Annotated in this window: 11 protein-coding genes and 5 pseudogenes; 13 read left to right on the top strand and 3 right to left on the bottom strand. The window is 32.1% G+C overall.

What is annotated here, in order from left to right:
- Positions 1-303: 303 nt before the first annotated feature.
- The 4 genes and pseudogenes from ACUN28_RS28015 (at position 304) to ACUN28_RS28000 (ending at position 4,697) form a co-directional block, all read left to right on the top strand.
- On the top strand, positions 304-864 hold the full coding sequence (locus ACUN28_RS28015) for a hypothetical protein (RefSeq protein WP_016089897.1): 561 nt from the start codon (positions 304-306) through the stop codon (positions 862-864).
- A gap of 834 nt (positions 865-1,698) precedes the next feature.
- Positions 1,699-2,859 (top strand): ribonuclease, encoded by a 1,161-nt coding sequence (locus ACUN28_RS28010; protein WP_116329365.1) that lies wholly within the window; start codon positions 1,699-1,701, stop codon positions 2,857-2,859.
- Between the two features lie 494 nt (positions 2,860-3,353).
- Positions 3,354-3,671: an LCI fold-containing protein gene (locus ACUN28_RS28005; RefSeq protein ID WP_088123117.1), complete on the top strand. Its 318-nt coding sequence runs from the start codon at positions 3,354-3,356 to the stop codon at positions 3,669-3,671.
- A 437-nt stretch (positions 3,672-4,108) separates the two neighbouring features.
- Positions 4,109-4,697, top strand: a pseudogene (locus tag ACUN28_RS28000) (GNAT family N-acetyltransferase).
- Between the two features lie 123 nt (positions 4,698-4,820).
- Here the strand turns inward: ACUN28_RS28000 and ACUN28_RS27995 are convergent.
- Together ACUN28_RS27995 and ACUN28_RS27990 are read right to left on the bottom strand one after the other, a co-directional pair.
- Entirely contained in the window at positions 4,821-5,093 is a 273-nt protein-coding gene (locus tag ACUN28_RS27995; protein WP_098324253.1) for an HU family DNA-binding protein, read from the bottom strand.
- 133 nt (positions 5,094-5,226) lie between these two features.
- Complete coding sequence (locus tag ACUN28_RS27990) at positions 5,227-5,592, bottom strand: hypothetical protein (protein WP_116329366.1); 366 nt, start codon at positions 5,590-5,592, stop codon at positions 5,227-5,229.
- Positions 5,593-6,612: 1,020 nt separating this feature from the next.
- Here ACUN28_RS27990 and ACUN28_RS27985 point away from each other — a divergent pair.
- The 9 genes and pseudogenes from ACUN28_RS27985 to ACUN28_RS27945 all read left to right on the top strand — a co-directional run bounded on the left by ACUN28_RS27985 (position 6,613) and on the right by ACUN28_RS27945 (position 16,273).
- Positions 6,613-7,143, top strand: coding sequence for an RNA polymerase sigma factor SigX (locus ACUN28_RS27985; protein WP_098506070.1), 531 nt, complete (start codon positions 6,613-6,615; stop codon positions 7,141-7,143).
- Positions 7,144-7,146: 3 nt separating this feature from the next.
- Entirely contained in the window at positions 7,147-8,094 is a 948-nt protein-coding gene (locus ACUN28_RS27980) for a DUF4179 domain-containing protein (RefSeq protein WP_098646127.1), read from the top strand.
- 325 nt (positions 8,095-8,419) lie between these two features.
- Positions 8,420-8,748: pseudogene (locus tag ACUN28_RS27975) on the top strand (IS4 family transposase); the annotation flags it as partial.
- Positions 8,749-9,030: 282 nt separating this feature from the next.
- Positions 9,031-10,173 carry an acyltransferase family protein gene (locus ACUN28_RS27970; protein ID WP_098646129.1) on the top strand — a complete coding sequence of 381 codons (1,143 nt, stop codon included), beginning with the start codon at positions 9,031-9,033 and terminating at the stop codon, positions 10,171-10,173.
- A gap of 125 nt (positions 10,174-10,298) precedes the next feature.
- Positions 10,299-10,955: a lysozyme family protein gene (locus ACUN28_RS27965; protein ID WP_016089906.1), complete on the top strand. Its 657-nt coding sequence runs from the start codon at positions 10,299-10,301 to the stop codon at positions 10,953-10,955.
- Between the two features lie 411 nt (positions 10,956-11,366).
- Positions 11,367-12,551, top strand: a complete 1,185-nt coding sequence (locus ACUN28_RS27960; RefSeq protein ID WP_016089907.1) for an FtsW/RodA/SpoVE family cell cycle protein — start codon at positions 11,367-11,369, stop codon at positions 12,549-12,551.
- 320 nt (positions 12,552-12,871) lie between these two features.
- On the top strand, positions 12,872-13,780 hold the full coding sequence (locus tag ACUN28_RS27955; protein WP_016135801.1) for a VanZ family protein: 909 nt from the start codon (positions 12,872-12,874) through the stop codon (positions 13,778-13,780).
- A 464-nt stretch (positions 13,781-14,244) separates the two neighbouring features.
- A pseudogene (locus tag ACUN28_RS27950) lies at positions 14,245-15,669 on the top strand (IS4 family transposase).
- A 182-nt stretch (positions 15,670-15,851) separates the two neighbouring features.
- A pseudogene (locus ACUN28_RS27945) lies at positions 15,852-16,273 on the top strand (GTP pyrophosphokinase).
- Positions 16,274-16,443: 170 nt separating this feature from the next.
- Here the strand turns inward: ACUN28_RS27945 and ACUN28_RS27940 are convergent.
- Positions 16,444-17,391 (bottom strand): annotated as a pseudogene (locus ACUN28_RS27940) (DNA/RNA helicase domain-containing protein); the annotation flags it as partial.

The following is a 17,391-nucleotide window of genomic DNA, read 5'->3' as shown; positions in this document are numbered from 1 at the left end:
CTGCTATTGTGTACTTGCTTCTCTTAGGTTGATAGTGATGGGGCCCTCCCAAATCGTGCTCTTAAAAACAGTAAATCTAATATCTAGTATTATATCTGTATCCACAATTTAATTGATAAATAAAACACAGAATATTCAAATAATAAAATTGTAAATATCTTGAAACCGCTGTTTTAAAGGTAATAATCGTTGAATTTCATTATTTTTCCGCTTTCTGTAGGGTATATATTTTTATAGCTTTATGTATTAAGATAGAGTTGTGCTAGAAAATACCGGTAAAAAAGCATAAATAAGGAAAAAGGGATGGGATTAAAAATGAAGACTATGTTAAGGAATATTGTATCAATGGCTCTCGTGCTAGCTTTGTTTACAACTTCTTTCGCTGGAATCTCCAAAGCTCAAGAGATCAATAGTGAAGAAGAAAAATTAGTACAAGAAGTAGCTGCACAATTGAAATTTGTTGTTGAAGAAGCTTCAGTTAGAGATAAACATGGAAGAGTAGTAGATATTGATATCGATATGATAGAAAACAAATATGGTAAAACTGAAGAATTAGAACAATTGAGACAAGAAATCCAACGTGTAAATACACCACCTGGCTATGAAGATCCATTCAAACAAGAAACAGAAGCTGTAGATAACTGTATAGAAAGAAAACTTATTGCAAATTATGTAGAATTTCTATCAGTAGGTTTTTTAGGTTCTATTATTGCTAATATTACTAACAAAGAATATGAATTAGCAGCTAGAAAAATGATTAGATTAGGCGTCAAAGGTAATTTAGTTAGTTTAGCTGGTCAACTTGCTTGGTATCTAGGTACATGTATATATGAAGAAGAAGGATGGACTGGAAAAACCTGGTGATTGATAAAAAACAACCTCTTATCTTCTAGAGGTTGTTTTTTTTGAAGAAAATAACCACATCATAATTTCAAAAAACGCTACTATAAATAGTGTTTTTATAAGGTTTTCAAACCAATTGAAATGATTATGATTAGCATAGTTAAAAGCTATCAATACAATATACAGTAGGACTATAAAAATTAACGGTCTCTTATTAGTGAAACTCAAATTATTCACCCCTTAAATACTTACTTAAGAAAGTTACCTTAATACTATGTTAACCCAAAGTGCAATCATTTTCGATGATTTTCTATATTTCTCCATATTTGTAACAGCGACCCTTTTAAAAAAACGCGTTCTCATAATAAATTCTCTTTGAAAAAACGTCGAAATTTGTCATCAGAATGCCCCCTATATATGAGAGGGCGAAACCAGTTCCTGCTGATGAGAGATTGAGTGAACGTATAACGTTGTTCTTCCTTATTCGCAGGATGTTTTAATTAGCATGCAAATAAGAGGTAACGAGCCTTATTCTGTATGTATTTCTTGATTTCATTCGTAATTGAAATAGTCTTCAAAACTTCATTAATTTAAGGGGTCTAAGCGGAGGAAAGCTTCTGTTCTCCTTTAATGTAAAAAGACATGAAAGGAGCAACTAATTTTATAGTATAAAATGCTGAATTATTAACGGATACAGTTCATTTAGTACCCATTTTCTTGTCCTCATATCAAGACAAGAAAATGGGTACTTTTTTAAACTAAGACACCAAAGTGGATACTTTTTAAAAATAGCAATACAGGTAACTAAATTTGTTATAATAAATATTACATTTGAATATTTGGAGGAATTGAATTTTGAATAAGAAATTATTAGTAGCTTTAACATGTAGTACTTTATTTATGGGGATGACAGCGTGTGAATCTAATGATACTGCTAGCAGAGCGGAGAAATTAAAGCAAGAGAACACAAAAAAAACAAATGATAAACAGAAAAAAGATACAAAAGAAGATGTACCAGTAAAAGAAATAAATACAACTATTAATGCAGGTCCATATAAATATAGTCCTAATGGTACAAATAATGAGCATTTCATAATTTATGATAATGCGAAATTCGAAGATAACTTTGATGGGCTTAAAGTTAATATGAACCAACTATCTTTAACTAATAAAGAAAGGACTTCAAATGGAAAAGACGTGGGTTCCCTCCGTATTGCATTTACAATTGAAAATACAACAAATTCTACTTTCTCTTTTAGCTTTAATAGGATGCGTGCTACTACTGATCAGGGCGAACTATTTGAACCATCTACATTTATTAAACAAAATTTTATAAATCCTACTAAAAAAATAGATGATACACAGGATAATAAAATTGTATTTAATGATTACGGAACAAAAGATTTAGAATCTATACAATGGGTTGATTTCACTTTTGAAATAAATAAACAAAGTCCTGAAATAACAATTGCGAAGACACAAAAATATAAAATTCGATTCAATATAGATCAACATTATGGAGGAACTACAACTAAACAAGAACAGCCTCAAACTTCTTCAAATACGGATGATGTTACATACAAAAATGAAATTAAGCCTAAAATTGATTCCATGATAAAAGAGTATAATGATATATGGAATCAAGAAGTAAAATCAGTTTTCAACAAAGAGTGGGAAACTCCAGCAACTATAAACCAAAATACTTTACAAGAACAGATGGAGCTTGTATCTACTAAATACAGGGAATTGTCAAATAAGAATATTAACTTTAATTCCTCTGATAAAATAAATGACCCAACTTTAAAAGAGAAAATAAATAAATTTAGAGAAGAGTTTGGTGCTGCGGCAAATTATAGAGGAAATGCAGCAAATGCTATATTGGAAGGAATACGAGGTTTAGCTCCAATGGAAGACAGAATGAAAGAAGCAAGAAAATCCATTAAAATTTCTGAACAAAAGTTTAATAACGCTTCAACTCATTTAACTGAATTTGAAACAAAACTAAATAGTAAATAGTATAAAAAGAGAGCCATGCTCTCTTTTTTAGTTCTCAGAAAAACCTAATTAAATGTGAAGTTCAACTAAAATTTAATTCTACATAAGTAACAAAAGACAATCATGAAGGTTCTACTTTCTTGTCTAAAAAGTATCCATTTTCATGTCCTTGTACATTTAAGTTGATACCTGTGCCTACTAATAGGGTGTCAATTTAAAGGGGTACGGAAATATCCCGATATAAAATTTGAAAATTCCTGGGAGAATTTTTGCTTCTCTCATAGCCACTGACGTTAGGCGCGTAGTCATATTTTAAAAATGTAAGGGTGCAGTAGCTATGAGAGAAATAGAAATTCTAAATATATATTAGAATTTATTTTCTTGCATTGAGAAAATGAGTTCCTAATATTCACAATAATTAAATAAAATTTTCTATATATTATAAATATTTACAATAATGTAATTTTTATTACGGTTAATGTGTAAGTTATAAAACTATTAAAGGGGGAATTTTTATGTTCAAGAAATTAGTAGTGGGAGCATTAGCAACTGGTTTTGTATTAACAGGGGGTATGGGAGCCTCAGCTGCAACATCTACAGTTGATCATACTAATAAAAAACTTGATTCACCACAGTTTTCATCTTATGACATGTATGAATATCATACTAGTTGTCCTAGGCTTACTAGTAATGCTCCCTATAGAATGTCAATGATAAATGAAAATGGGATTTTCGCTAACTCTTTTACTGATCCAGAAACAGGAATCACTTGGTACTTTAAAGGAACTGGGGCTCATAAGTCCATTGGATGCTACGAGGGAAAAACGAAATAATCAAAGATACCCCTATAAAGGAAGTACACCAAGAAAGGTATTAATTAAAGAATAGCATCCGTAATGGGTGCTTTTTCTTTGTTATATAGAAATTACACAATAATGAACAAATTTAACACCTAAAAAGAAATTGGGTATAAGCACATTATTCTTAGAGATACATATTATATATCATGAAAAACTTCTTTGTTTTTCAAATAACGGACAGAATGATGTGAACGAAACTCGCAGCAATAGTACATAAAAAGTTCGCCTTAATTGGTGAACTTTTTATATAGATACAATTACATGAAAATTATAGTAAGAAGGGCGAGAAAATGTTTAATGATTTTAAGTTTGTAGCAAATCATTCAATTTATATCCAATTTCATAATTATTTGAAAAAACGATTATGAAATGCCAACTATTGGAGCATCTATTGAAAAGAGGAATAGTTTATGGAAATAGTAAATGATAGAGCCATGTTACGATTAATGCATCTAAATGATATCGAAAGCTTATTTAACATTGTGGAAGGGAATAAAGAAATATGGACGTATTTAATAGCTAAAATGGATAGCTATCAAGATATGGAGCAGTATGTTCAAGTAGCAATAAAAGGTTTTGAAGGGGACACGGATCTACCATTTGTTGTTGTAGATCAGAAAACGCATGAAATTGTAGGCAGTACACGTTTGTACAGTATTTCAAATGATAACAAAACGGTTGAACTTGGGCAAACGTGGTATCACCCCAGTGTACATCGTACAAGTATAAATACTGAGTGTAAGTATATGTTATTGCAATATGCTTTTGAAGAATTACATATCTTACGTGTGCAAATAAAAACGGATTTACGAAATGAAAAGAAATGAAAAAGCTCAGCGCGCAATTGAAAGGCTTGGTGCTGTAAAAGAAGGTGTATTGCGAAACGAGAGACAACTGCCAAATGGTCATGTAAGGGATGCAGTTGTATATAGTATTATTGCAAGCGAATGGCCGGTTATAAAAGAACAATTATTAAAAAAACTAGCTGTATATAAATAAATACTCCGTTTATATATAAGGAGGTATCATCTAATATATATTGGATGATACTTTTTTGTTTTATGAACTAAAAGGATATTGAAAGGTTCTGATATGAATATCAGAACCTTTCAATATGTATAATTATTTCACTGCTTCTTTTAATTCTTTTCCAGCCTTAAAAGCAGGTGCTTTTGAAGCCGCGATTTGCATTTCTTCACCTGTTTGTGGGTTACGTCCTGTACGTGCAGATCTTTCACGTACTTCAAATGTACCAAAACCAAGAATCTGTACTTTCTCTTCATTTGCTAACGCATTTGTTATTGTATCTAATAACGCTTGTGTTGCTGCAGCAGCATCTTTTTGTGTAAGTTCAGCTTTTTCTGCTACTAATTTTGTTAATTCTGTTTTATTCATTTTCTGCACCTCTTCATATGTAATTAGGTGACTATTATAACGTGTGATTACTCATGATGCAATTATACATAGGAAAAGCCATAGAAAGAGATAGAGGACAATTTCTGCGTAAAAGGCATAAGAAGGATATGAATTATCGCTTTAATCTCTGTTCATATTTCTTTACATCTTCCATGGTTTTAAATATTAACACATCAAAAATTCCTTTTTCATTCCCACATACGACAACAAAACCGTCTGTTGCTTCCAAAACTCTACCGACACCACCATCTGTAAGTGTAATACTGGTGATATGTTTTACGTTCAGTTTTTCTTCTTTTCGAATGTAAGTAGTTATGGGTGTTCCTACAGGAAATGTGTCTGTGAGCTCTTTTGTTGTATATGTGCCAGCATCTACTGATTGAGTTTTAGTTGTAATGGAATCAGTTTGAGTGGCACATCCTGTTGAACATATTAAAAGAATGCCAGTAATCATACTTACACATGCTGTTTTTACCATTCACAAAATCCTCCTATAACTGTTCGTATTGTTAACCCATTTAGGGTAACAAATTATATATACGAAGTTTGTTGGATTATATGAGTCGTAATTCAACAAAAATACAGGTATTTTGGCAGAATGTGTTTCAAGCAAAAGAAAAGACACCCAAAGGTGTCTTCCTGCGACTGGAACCATCGTAATATGGTATTGGGTGCCAATCCAATTATTATTTTACCACGTTAATTAATTTTGGTTGTTGAGAAATATAATTTAAATCTATATGTTGTTTATTTTTGCTTCGTAAGCTTTTTTGTAGTGGATTCTTCAATCTATTCAGATTTACTTTTAATTTCAGGGGTTATTGCTATCTTGCTACCCGGGTGCACACAATAACAGTATTACTTGCACCAGAATCAACTAAATTAATTAAATGTGAAAAAAGTTAAAAACTAAATATGCTATTATTATATTGAGAATTATAAATTAAAAGTGGCTTCTGGAAGGTAATAGTTATAACTGAAAACAATAAAGGGCAAGTTATTTTTTAGCATTGATATTATAGGTTGTATTCTTTGCATTATAATTCTTGTTAGTTTTAGAACATGGATACACCCTTTATTATTCCTTATCTTCGGACTAATTTTTCTTATTAATATAGTAAATACTCTTAAGGGAAATGGGCCTAATTCAAATTAAAATGAATTTGAATCCCTTTAAGGGGTCACCATATCAAAAAAAGAAATTGTACGTTTAGACACAAATGAACCAGTTCCCTGTACGTTAAGGAACTGGATACTTCTTTATTACTTTTTGATATAATTTTTGTCTCTTAATGGTCTTAGATTATTATAATTTGTTTTTTGGTTTAAACTACACAAATAATCCAAGAAACCAAAATGATTTTAATTTTTACATTCATCTGATTGAAAGATGAATGTTTTTTTGTACATATAAAAAAATAAAAATTTTTGTCACAAAAATCGCTATTCCGGGTTCTTTATAATACAGGCATCAAATGAGAGTGAGGTTTTAACCGACATGTTTAAGATAAAAAGGGAAGAAAGGCCTGTTTCAGATGTGACATTTGAAGATTTATTTAAACAAAACTATGTGTACGTTGTGAAACAGATTGTTTGGATTGTCAAAAACCAGACGATTGCTGAAGAATTGGCACAAGAAGTATTTTTACAGTTATACCGCAACAATTGGAAGGGGATTGAGAACTTATCTGGATGGCTAATAAAATCTTCTACTTTTGTAGCTTATAAGTATTTAAGATCCGAAAAACGGCATCAGGCGAGAGTAGATAAAACCATACAATATCATGAAGTACAGCACATTTCATCCCTAGATGATGATTGGATTAGAAAAGAAGAAATTACACAAGTGCAAATGGCGCTAAGTGAAATGAATGAGAAAGATCGAACCATTTTATTAATGAAATTTTCTGGTTTTCAATATAAAGAAATTGGAGAGGTTCTACAAATCGACATATCATCTATTGGAACATTATTAGTACGAGCCAAGCAAAAGTTTCGTAAAATCTATCAACAATTAGAGGAGGCGTAATAAATGAATTGTTATGATATGGGATTTATTCAAGCATATATAGACGGTGAATTATCTGATGGGACAAGAAAAGAATTCACAAAACACATAGATACTTGTAACGCATGCCAAGATTTATTACTCGAAATCACCAAATTAAATCAATGGGAAAATGTCAAGTTAGAGGAAGCAACAGTACATTCATCAAAAGAAATTGAGATTGATGTTGACCAAGCGTGGAAAGTATTTGAAAGTCACACAAAATTAGAAAATGTTTCTTATATCAATGAAAAAACTGAACCGAAGAAGGGATTGTTTACAAATATGAATAAAAAATCAAAACGTCTCATGTATACTGCAGTAGCGGTAGCAGGGCTCTTTGCAACAGCCATGATTCCACAAGTTCGAGTTGCAGCTACAGATGTTGCCTCTTATTTTTCCAATGCAATTTCAAATGATACGATTATTGATGAAGGAAGAGACGTTACAAAAGGTCAATTTATTCCTATTGATGAAAAGATTACAGATCAAGGTGTTACAGTACATCTGAAAGAATTATATATAGCGGATGCACGTATATCCGTTCATTACAAAATTGAAAAAGAAGATGGAAATGTAGTACCGTTTGAATTTGATACAACAGGGTTAGAACTTGAAGATGACGGCAAAGTAAATGGTCATCAAGAAAAAAACCCAGAGTATAAGAAAAATGGGTACTTCGGACAATTAGCATTTATTGACGGAGCAAATGATGGGCCATTCGAACTAAAGGCATCAGGTGTAGCATTAAAGGAAATTGGTATTCGTTTTAAGGATAGACCTGAAGGCGTCATCACATTTATCGAAGGTCTTAAAGGAAAAGATTCTTTCAAACAACCGCTCACGTTAGATGTACACATAAACAGAATTGGAAAAGTATCTGGGTCTTGGAAAACACAACTTCAAATTGACCCTACCAAATTAAAAAAATAAAGCAAGTTCAAATGAAAAAAAGAATAGAACGATGTGTTTCCAATACCATGCTTATATTCTTGCTTGTGTTACTTACATTTATTTCATACATGATTTCTACTCTATCTTTGTTAATTTCATAATCATAAGAAGGTAGTAAATTAAGTAGCCGGTTCCGTAACGTACAGGGAACCGGCTGAAATGCGTCCAAATGGTGTCCAAACGTACAGTTTGCTTAAAATGATATGGTGCCCCCATGCCCATCAACTTAAGAATCTTTACTATCCCCAATTGTAAAAAACGTTATTCTTTCTAAAAAGCTAAATAGAAAGGATGACGTTTTTTTATGAATCTTTCAATTAAAGATGAATTACAACTATTTTCTGAAGAATTAAAGCAATATATTACACCTGTATTTTTAGCAGAACTTGCAAGAGAAATCGGATTTATAAAGCGAAAACGTAAGTTTTCTGCCTTAGACTTAGCTACGATTTGTATTTGGATCAGTCAACGAGTAGCAAATGCTCCCTTAGTACAATTATGTAGTAAACTTCATGCAGCCACTTATACCTTACTCAGCCTTGATGGCTTAAATAAACGCTTAAATACAAAGGCGGTTTTATTTTTACAACATATTTTTCTTTATTGTTACAACAAAAACGCTGTGAACAAACACAGACTTTAGCATTTAAATTACATAAATATGTTTATGTATTTTAATAAATTGGAATACCATCTAAAAAAATATCTAAATTTTTAAAAAACTTTAGATGAATTTTTAAAAAAACTTTAGATAAACTTTAAAAAAAACTTTAGATAAATTTTATATTTTCTTTGTATAATTTATGCATGAATATGAAAACTCTCTTTAAAAGATACACAACTTTTTTTGTAGTATCAAGGGTTGAAATGACCTTTATTAACAGCAAAAACTACAATATACAAGGAGAACACTTTATGAGTAAGAGAATAAACGAATTAGACTCAATACGAGGACTAGCGGCTATTACAGTTGTATTTGGACATTTTTGTTTAATGCTACCATCGTTGCCTAATTCTATTAAATTTTCCCCGCTTAGGTTTTTATGGGCTGGTGGGGAAGCTGTAATCGTTTTTTATGTACTCAGTGGTTTTGTGCTATCTATGGCACTCTATCATTCAAAAACAAATTATTGGGGATATTTAATTAAGCGATTTGTACGAATCTATATCCCTTATTATTTCTGGATATTCATCACCTTTGCTTTATTTATTTTGTTTTCACCATATGAAGTTACGGGACTACGAGATTGGTTCTATGATAAGTGGCAAGGGCCAATAACAAACTTAGATATTATGAATCACTTTGTACTTCTGAATAACTTTTTTACGGATAATTATAATCCGGTTATCTGGTCATTAGCTCAAGAAATGCGTATATCTATTGTGTTTCCGTTGTTATTCCTTCTGTTTTATAAACAGAGTTGGAAGAAAACGCTACTGTTTGCTATGAGCTTTTCTTTAATTGGTATTTTCCTTAATATGTTGCATATTGGGAAAGCTGAGGGGTTTTATAATGGTTATGCCGATACACTGCATTTCACATCTATGTTTATGGTAGGAATGCTACTTTTTAAACATCAGGAAGAACTTACTCAATTATATAGAAGTATGAAAAACTTAAACAGAAAACTTCTTATCGCATTAGGGGTCTTTCTATATCTATATTCCATTATGATTTATGGGCTTTCTAGTAATGATACTACTTTCTTATTAAAAGATTGGGGTGTCGTAATTGGTGTTAGTATAATAATCATTATGGCAATGAATAACCTAAAGGTAAAAGCTATTTTAAATAAGGGTGTATTTGTTTATTTAGGGGAAATTTCATATAGTATCTATTTATGTCATTTTCCAATCACTATGGTACTCTTTAAACTTTTGTATGCAAAGATACCCACCCTTTTCCTTCTTATCTTATGTATTACAACGACAATACTTTGTTCTATATTATCGTATCATTTAATTGAAAAGAAATGTATCAATTGGGCAAAACAAAGAACAGCAAAGTTCAAAAAAAGTGTGACATTTGTAGGGGTACGGAAACGATTCAAAGAATAACCCCCTTTGAAAAATCCTCCAATTCAGGCGGTTGTTTTTCTTTAAATTTCTATATTAAACTTTGCACCTAAAAGAAATAATTTTGAGTCCGAAAAGGTACGAATTTTTAATACGAGGAGGAGTATATGAAGGATACGATTAAAACACGATTTATTATATTATTCTATATTAGTATTTTAGGTTTAGGAACCATGCTTGGAATATTTTATGTTAAGCATAAAACCAATATTCAAAGAAATAAAGTGATTGCTGCCGAAAAACGTTTATTGCAATATGAGCCCACCTTGAAAAGAGAATTAGAAAAATATAATTTAGGAGAGAAAACAGCAGTTTTATTAGGAATTATGTACCAGGAGAGTAGAGGTGAGGGTAACGATCCTATGCAGTCTTCTGAATCACTTGGATTAACGCCAAATGAAATTCAAGAGACAAGCTCGAGCATTAAACAAGGGGTAAAACACTTTGCTCAAATGTACAAATATGGAACGGAAAAAGATGTTAGCATGGATACAATTATTCAAAGCTATAATATGGGACCAGGGTATATTGATTTTATTGCTAGTCAAGAAGTTAAACAACACTCGGAAGATTCGGCCAAAAATTTTTCTAAGATGAAAGTTGATCAAAATCCAGAGATGTACACTTGTGGTGGAAATAAAAAAAATTTTAGGTATCCATATTGTTATGGTGATTTCACATATGCAACAAAGGTGAATGAAAAAGCAAAACTTATTGAAGAACTTCTCCGAAAAAATTCAAAATATATTTCAGAAAATTTTTAATGTAAGAACTTTAAGATTCATGTGAGAGATCTATTAAATCAGGTCATAGTGATACCCGTATTCTAAAAATAGTCTGACTACATGTCTGTTTCTGATAAGTTTGGAGTGACTCATGCAAAGTAGGCAGGATTTAAAAAGCACTCCACCAAGTTACGAGAATTTAGGTTTTACCGTAGGTACCATTTCACATTCTACAAAATAATATTAGGTTGATAATGTCTCTATTTAAATAAACTTTCCTTACCAAACTAATCATACACCTTTTTAAAGTAGTCTAATCAGTATGGATAATTTTGAGAATGTTCAATGTATCCTTATTATTGTAAAATTATATTAATAAATGTTAATGTACACATAAAAAACAGGATAGCTCCTATAAAAAGTATATACCACAATGGCTAGGGGGTTGAAATGGTGGAAAAAATAGTTTTTTTAAAAAAATTAGATAAGAAACTAATATTCATTTTATTCATATTATGTGTCACCAGTATTGTTGCAATATACAGTAGTCAGCAAACCGGGCAATATGGTAACCAAAATTTTGCTATGAAACAAATGGTAAATTACGCCATCGGATTTGTTTTATTATTAATTGTTGCCAATCTCGATTTAGATCAATTACAAAAATTAGCTTGGCCGATTTATATTGTGGGGTTCATCTCAATTATCATCTTAAAGATATTACCAGTATCAAGTTTTACACCTGAAATATCAGGTGCAAAAAGATGGTTTAGATTTCCAATTATCGGTGCTACTCAACCAGCTGAATTTTTTAAGCTTGCCTTACTTCTTCTGGTCGCAAGTTTAGTCGTAAAACATAATGCACAGTATATGGCACGGACATTTCAAACTGATTTACTTTTGATTGGTAAAATATTTTTGATATCTATTCCACCAGCGTTATTTGTTTATAGTCAACCCGATACGGGAATGGTGTTCCTATATATAGCAGCCATTGCATGTATTATATTTATGTCAGGAATTCAAAAAAAGTTAATCGTACTATGTGCAGGAATTCCGATGACTGTATTGTCTGCTTTAATATTTATATACGTAAAATATCCAGATATTTTCTTCAATAAGTTAGTTACTTTATTAAAGCCTCACCAACAATCGCGAATTTTAGGCTGGTTAGATCCATTTCAGCATACAGATCAGGGATATCAAACTCAACAATCAATTTTAGCTGTTGGTAGTGGAGGGATAGAAGGAAAAGGCTTCGGTTCTGGAAATGTTTATATTCCAGAAAAACATACTGATTTCATTTTTGCCACAATTGCCGAAGAAGGCGGTTTTATAGTTGCCACTTTTATAATATGCATATTCTTCTTACTGCTTTCCCGAATACTTATAATTGGTAATTCCGCAAATAATTTATTCGGCACCTTACTATGCGCAGGAATTGTAGGCGTTCTAATGTTACAATTTTTTCAAAATATCGGTATGATTGTGGGATTAATGCCTGTCAAAGGTATTGCACTTCCATTTTTATCATATGGCGGAAGCTCTTTATTTTCGAACATGCTAATGATGGGGCTTATTCTATCCACACGAAAAACATACAAAGAATATATGTTTTCAGTGAACCAGAACTAAATATCAAATAAAAAGTGCTTATACCTTAAACTATTCGTAGAATAACACGAGATGAATAAAAAAGGTTACAGAGCTATAATCAAGTATTGTTAATAGACAGAGGTAGGAGAAAAATAAATCTACAAATTATGGTCAGGAGAGGTTTTGCTCTTTGTAAGGATGAAAGGAGAAAAGAACAACAAAGTTTCAAAAAAAAGTGTAATACATGGCGGAATCTTATTTCTTTAGTAAATATAAGAATCCCAAGTTGTTAGAAAAGCAATACCAGGATATGCAAGGTTTATCAATGGATTAGGCGGAATTTTTAAAGTAGGTGTAAAATGAATTTTATTAATGAACTAGAAAAGAAATTTACAAAACGACAAGTTATATTATTTATATCAATAATAGGATATTATTCTCTTTTAATAATGGCTACCACATTTGGTCGTTCAGCTGGGAATATCTTTGTAAGAACAATTGATTTCGATGTACTAAGCCAGTATCAACAAGCATGGAATCAATTTTCATTTAATTCTTTTTTTCATATCATTGTTAATATAGGTATGCTGTTGCCGTTAGGGATTTTATTACCTTTATTTAGTGAAGTTTTTTTAAAAGCAAAATGGATGTTAATCAGTTCAATTACAACATCTTTATTTATTGAAACTCTTCAATTTATAACACTTCGTGGAAGTGCGGAACTAGACGATTTACTTCATAATACTATAGGAATGATGCTTGGGTATTGTATATTAAATATAATTCTTATTTTTATTAAAAAAAAGGAATCACACACACAAATAGTCAAATATTTAATCTTACCTACTGCAGTAAGCTTCGTCGCACTTGGAATAATTATTTCGTATCAAATGAAGGAATTTGGTAATATGCCATTTGATCCTTACAGAAAAACAGATATGTCTCATGTCACTATAAAAACATCACTAGAGTTAAGTAATGAAGGTAAAAAAATGCCTGTTTACGATTCTAAAGGTGAAATAGTGCGAGACGTCGAAATTATTTCTCCAAAAGAAGCATTTCAAAAGCTGAAACAAGGAGACATTTATCCTATGGGAACTTTCGAAGCGGGTGAAGAATTTGAAGGTGAGACATTAGTCATTACAGAGTATAATTTGGAGCACGTCACTGATACAAAAGGTTTTTCTCAACCGGTATATATTTTTCGCGTACAGTTAAAAAATCATGACATAGTTATTACGGTTCCACCTATTTCCGCGAGAAAATAATGCGAATTTTCTTATTTTATATATGATCAATAGGGTGGTTCTGTTGCAAAGTTTGAAAAAAACATAAACAGGTTGATAAATGTGAACTGCGCCTCCGATTGTTAGACTGTGTCTAACAATCGGAGGTGCAGTTTTTTTATGACTAAATTTATTGCAGAAGACAAAATGAATGCAGTTATACATTATTAAAATGGAAATGAAAGTATAGAAGACATCGCGAAATCACTAGGAGCGAATCACGAAATGGTCCGCATGTGGATAAAAAAATTTGAATATCATGGAATCCAATGGTAGATACAGGATACGGACAAGGTCAAGGTCAAGTATTAATGACGCTTCTTCATTTAGCATTACCTATGCGGGGGCACCCATGCCCATCAACTGAAGGATTTTTACTACCCCCAAGTACAAAAAAACGTTATTCTTTCTTACATAATATAAATGAGAAAGGGTGACGTTTTTTTATGAATCTCTCGATTCAAGAGAAGTTACAACCATTTGCGGAAGAATTACAGCGCTATATCACACCCGAATTTTTGGAAGAACTAGCAAGAGAGATGAAGTTTGTAAAGAGAAAACGCAAATTTTCGGGATCAGATTTAGCTACCATTTGTATTTGGATTAGTCAAAGGGTGGCCAGTGATCCTTTAGTACGATTATGTAGTAGACTTCACGCAGTTACAGATACTGTACTTAGCCCGGAGGGCTTAAATAAACGATTTAACGAAAAATCAGTGTTATTTTTAAAACATATCTTTTCTTTGTTGTTACAACAAAAAATCTGTGAACAAACTCACATTTCTAGCCAACTTTTTGCGCATTTTAAACGTATTCGCATCATGGATGCCACTATGTTTCAAGTACCCCATACTTTGGAACATATATATCCTGGTTCAGGTGGCTGTGCGCAAACAGCTGGGATCAAAATTCAATTAGAATATGATTTGCATAGTGGACAATTTCTTAATTTTCAAGTGGGACCTGGAAAAAATAATGATAAAACATTCGGAACAGAATGTTTAGATACGTTACGGCCAGGCGATTTATGTATTCGTGATTTAGGATATTTTTCATTAGAGGATTTAGATCAAATGGATCAACGAGGTACGTATTATATTTCGCGGTTAAAGTTAAATACAAACGTATATGTAAAAAATCCAGATCCGGAATATTTTAAAAATGGTTCCATTAAAAAACAATCAGAATACATACAAATCAATGTCATACAGATTTTGAATTAACTCCAACCAGGGGAAACGATAGAATATCAGCAAGCTTATATTGGAGATAAACAGCAGTTATTTTCACGTCTCGTTTTTCATCGTTTAACAGCGGCACAATTACAAAAACGCCTAGAGAAAATTGCAGAAAAAGAAAAGTCAAAACACAGAATCTATTTAGAGAAAAGTAAATTAGTAGCGGGATTAAATGTATATGTGACAAATGCACCTTGGGAGTGGGTTCCGATGGAACAAGTACATGAATTGTATACATTACGCTGGCAGATAGAAATTGTTTTTAAAACGTGGAAATCATTATTTGATATAGATCATTGTCGCACTGTCAAACAAGAAAGAATAGAGTGCCATTTATACGGAAAACTGATCGCTATTTTCTTATGTTCTTCTACCATGTTTAAAATGCGTCAACTTTTATTACAGAAGAAGCAAAAAGAATTAAGTGAATATAAAGCAATTGGAATGATTCAAGACCATCTATTTCTCCTCTATCAATCCATACAAAATACCCAAGAGATAACAAAGCTTCTAACCCGCCTGTTTCACCTTCTACAACAAAACGGACGTAGATACGAAAAAAAGACTGTTTTTGATATTATGGGTGTTATCTATGAGTATAGTGGATGCAGCAAGCAAAAGAAAGCTGCATAGTGAAAAAATGAAACCCGTTAGGGTTTATTTTGCGTGCTTATTTTTAATAAATCCCCCCATTTGGAGAGATTTCAGTTCAAATGAACAAAATTTTGTTTTGTATCCATCCTTAAGTTGATGGGCATGTATGGTGCCCCCTATAATCAAAAACGCTATACTTTTTGTAGAAATATACAGAGAGGATGGCATCTTTTATAAAGATAGCTCATGAGATAGCTAAGAAGCCCATGCTGGACAAGTAGATACAGCTGGTATGGACTATATCAAACACCTTGAGACAGTTGCTATCTTTGTAAATACGACTGAAGAGAAAGCTACTGCTTATTTGCATGATGTTCTGGAAGATACGGAGATAACTGCTAATGATCTGTTAAGTGCTGGTATACCTCATAATATAGTTGAAGCAGTGCAAGTACTGACAAAAGAGAAATACACGCCTTATTTTGAGTATCTGAGCAAAGTGAAAGAAAATTCTCTTGCCCGTACTGTCAAACTTGCAGACTTAAAACATAATTCTGACCGCTCCCGACTTGCTAGGATAACGGATAAAGACCTAAAACGATTAGAAAAATACCGCAAAGCGATTCAGTTTTTAGAGGAATAAAAGAAACAGCAACTTCTTTAGTTGCAATTTCCTAGAATATTAGTTGTTTGAAGAGACAACTTCTTGCAAAAGTTCTAAGGCATGTAAGAACAATTCTCTGGTTGCTGTAAAATAAAAAATAAGAGACGATATTCTAAAGGAGCGTAGAATAGAGTCTCTTATCATTAGCCTTAAAACATCAATTCAGGAATATGCAAATCATTTTTTAATAAGTTCCAAGTTTCATCTAGAATGGTTTTTGGTGGTATGTAAATAATTGTTCCATCTCGACCTCTGGTTAAAATAACTCTATATGCATTGAGTTTAATTTGGAACGGATCTTCGACACCCCATTGATAGTGCCGCCCCTTCCAAGTTCCATTCTGTAGATATAGATCATCATCCCAATGAACGAGCGTCATATCTAGTTCAAGTCCCTGTGTTTGGAATTCAGTTGAACTATAGTTGAGCGCTTTACAATAGTATTGGGATTCGGGATAGTTAAAGTATTGGGCGATCTTACTAGGGTGTTCATATCGTTCATCTCTTGGTAGAACAGGGACTTCTTTTTGACGATCAGCGCCACCAGCACAGACAACACCAACTGTTTTTGTATCATCCTGATAAAGCTGATGTAAAGTGAGTTTGGCTTTGTCTAAATCACGCGTAATAAAAAGTTGATAATGTTCTTTCGGTAGATGATGAATAAGCTGTTTTGTTTGTTTAAAATTAGCATCCAATAAAGTATTAATAATTTCATAGTATTTTAAAGCTGTATGAGCACGGAAAGATGAGTTTAAATGTAGCTGAGAATGTGTTCTATAATGTGCTGCATTTGTAAATAAAGAATTAGAATGTTTAGAGTGAACAGTCACGTTTTTCCCGCGATCGCAGTATTCCACAGAGAGAGACCGCCTTCTTCCCCAGAATAGATCTCCTGTCCGTCACCAATTAAGCCAATTGTTACACTCCACGGTTTATTGTTTGTTGTAATATTCATTATAATATCCGGTTCACTTAAGTTTTGGGCTTTTTGATTTCGTTTAGTAAGCGATTGATCGACTTTTTTTGTATCCCATGCTCGTTGGGCCTCATCAAAAATGATGATTTGTTCTTTTGGAATCATTCTCTTTTCAAGA

The sequence above is a fragment of the Bacillus sp. WC2507 genome, from assembly GCF_052656125.1.
This window is presented reverse-complemented; position numbering and strand designations above follow the sequence as displayed.

Coding starts and splice junctions, on each gene's coding strand:
- ACUN28_RS28015 (WP_016089897.1), top strand. CDS start 304: ATGGGATTAAAAATGAAGACTATGTTAAGGAATATTGTATCAATGGCT.
- ACUN28_RS28005 (WP_088123117.1), top strand. CDS start 3,354: ATGTTCAAGAAATTAGTAGTGGGAGCATTAGCAACTGGTTTTGTATTA.
- ACUN28_RS27995 (WP_098324253.1), bottom strand. CDS start 5,093: ATGAATAAAACAGAATTAACAAAATTAGTAGCAGAAAAAGCTGAACTT.
- ACUN28_RS27990 (WP_116329366.1), bottom strand. CDS start 5,592: ATGGTAAAAACAGCATGTGTAAGTATGATTACTGGCATTCTTTTAATA.
- ACUN28_RS27985 (WP_098506070.1), top strand. CDS start 6,613: ATGTTTAAGATAAAAAGGGAAGAAAGGCCTGTTTCAGATGTGACATTT.
- ACUN28_RS27980 (WP_098646127.1), top strand. CDS start 7,147: ATGAATTGTTATGATATGGGATTTATTCAAGCATATATAGACGGTGAA.
- ACUN28_RS27970 (WP_098646129.1), top strand. CDS start 9,031: ATGAGTAAGAGAATAAACGAATTAGACTCAATACGAGGACTAGCGGCT.
- ACUN28_RS27965 (WP_016089906.1), top strand. CDS start 10,299: ATGAAGGATACGATTAAAACACGATTTATTATATTATTCTATATTAGT.
- ACUN28_RS27960 (WP_016089907.1), top strand. CDS start 11,367: ATGGTGGAAAAAATAGTTTTTTTAAAAAAATTAGATAAGAAACTAATA.
- ACUN28_RS27955 (WP_016135801.1), top strand. CDS start 12,872: ATGAATTTTATTAATGAACTAGAAAAGAAATTTACAAAACGACAAGTT.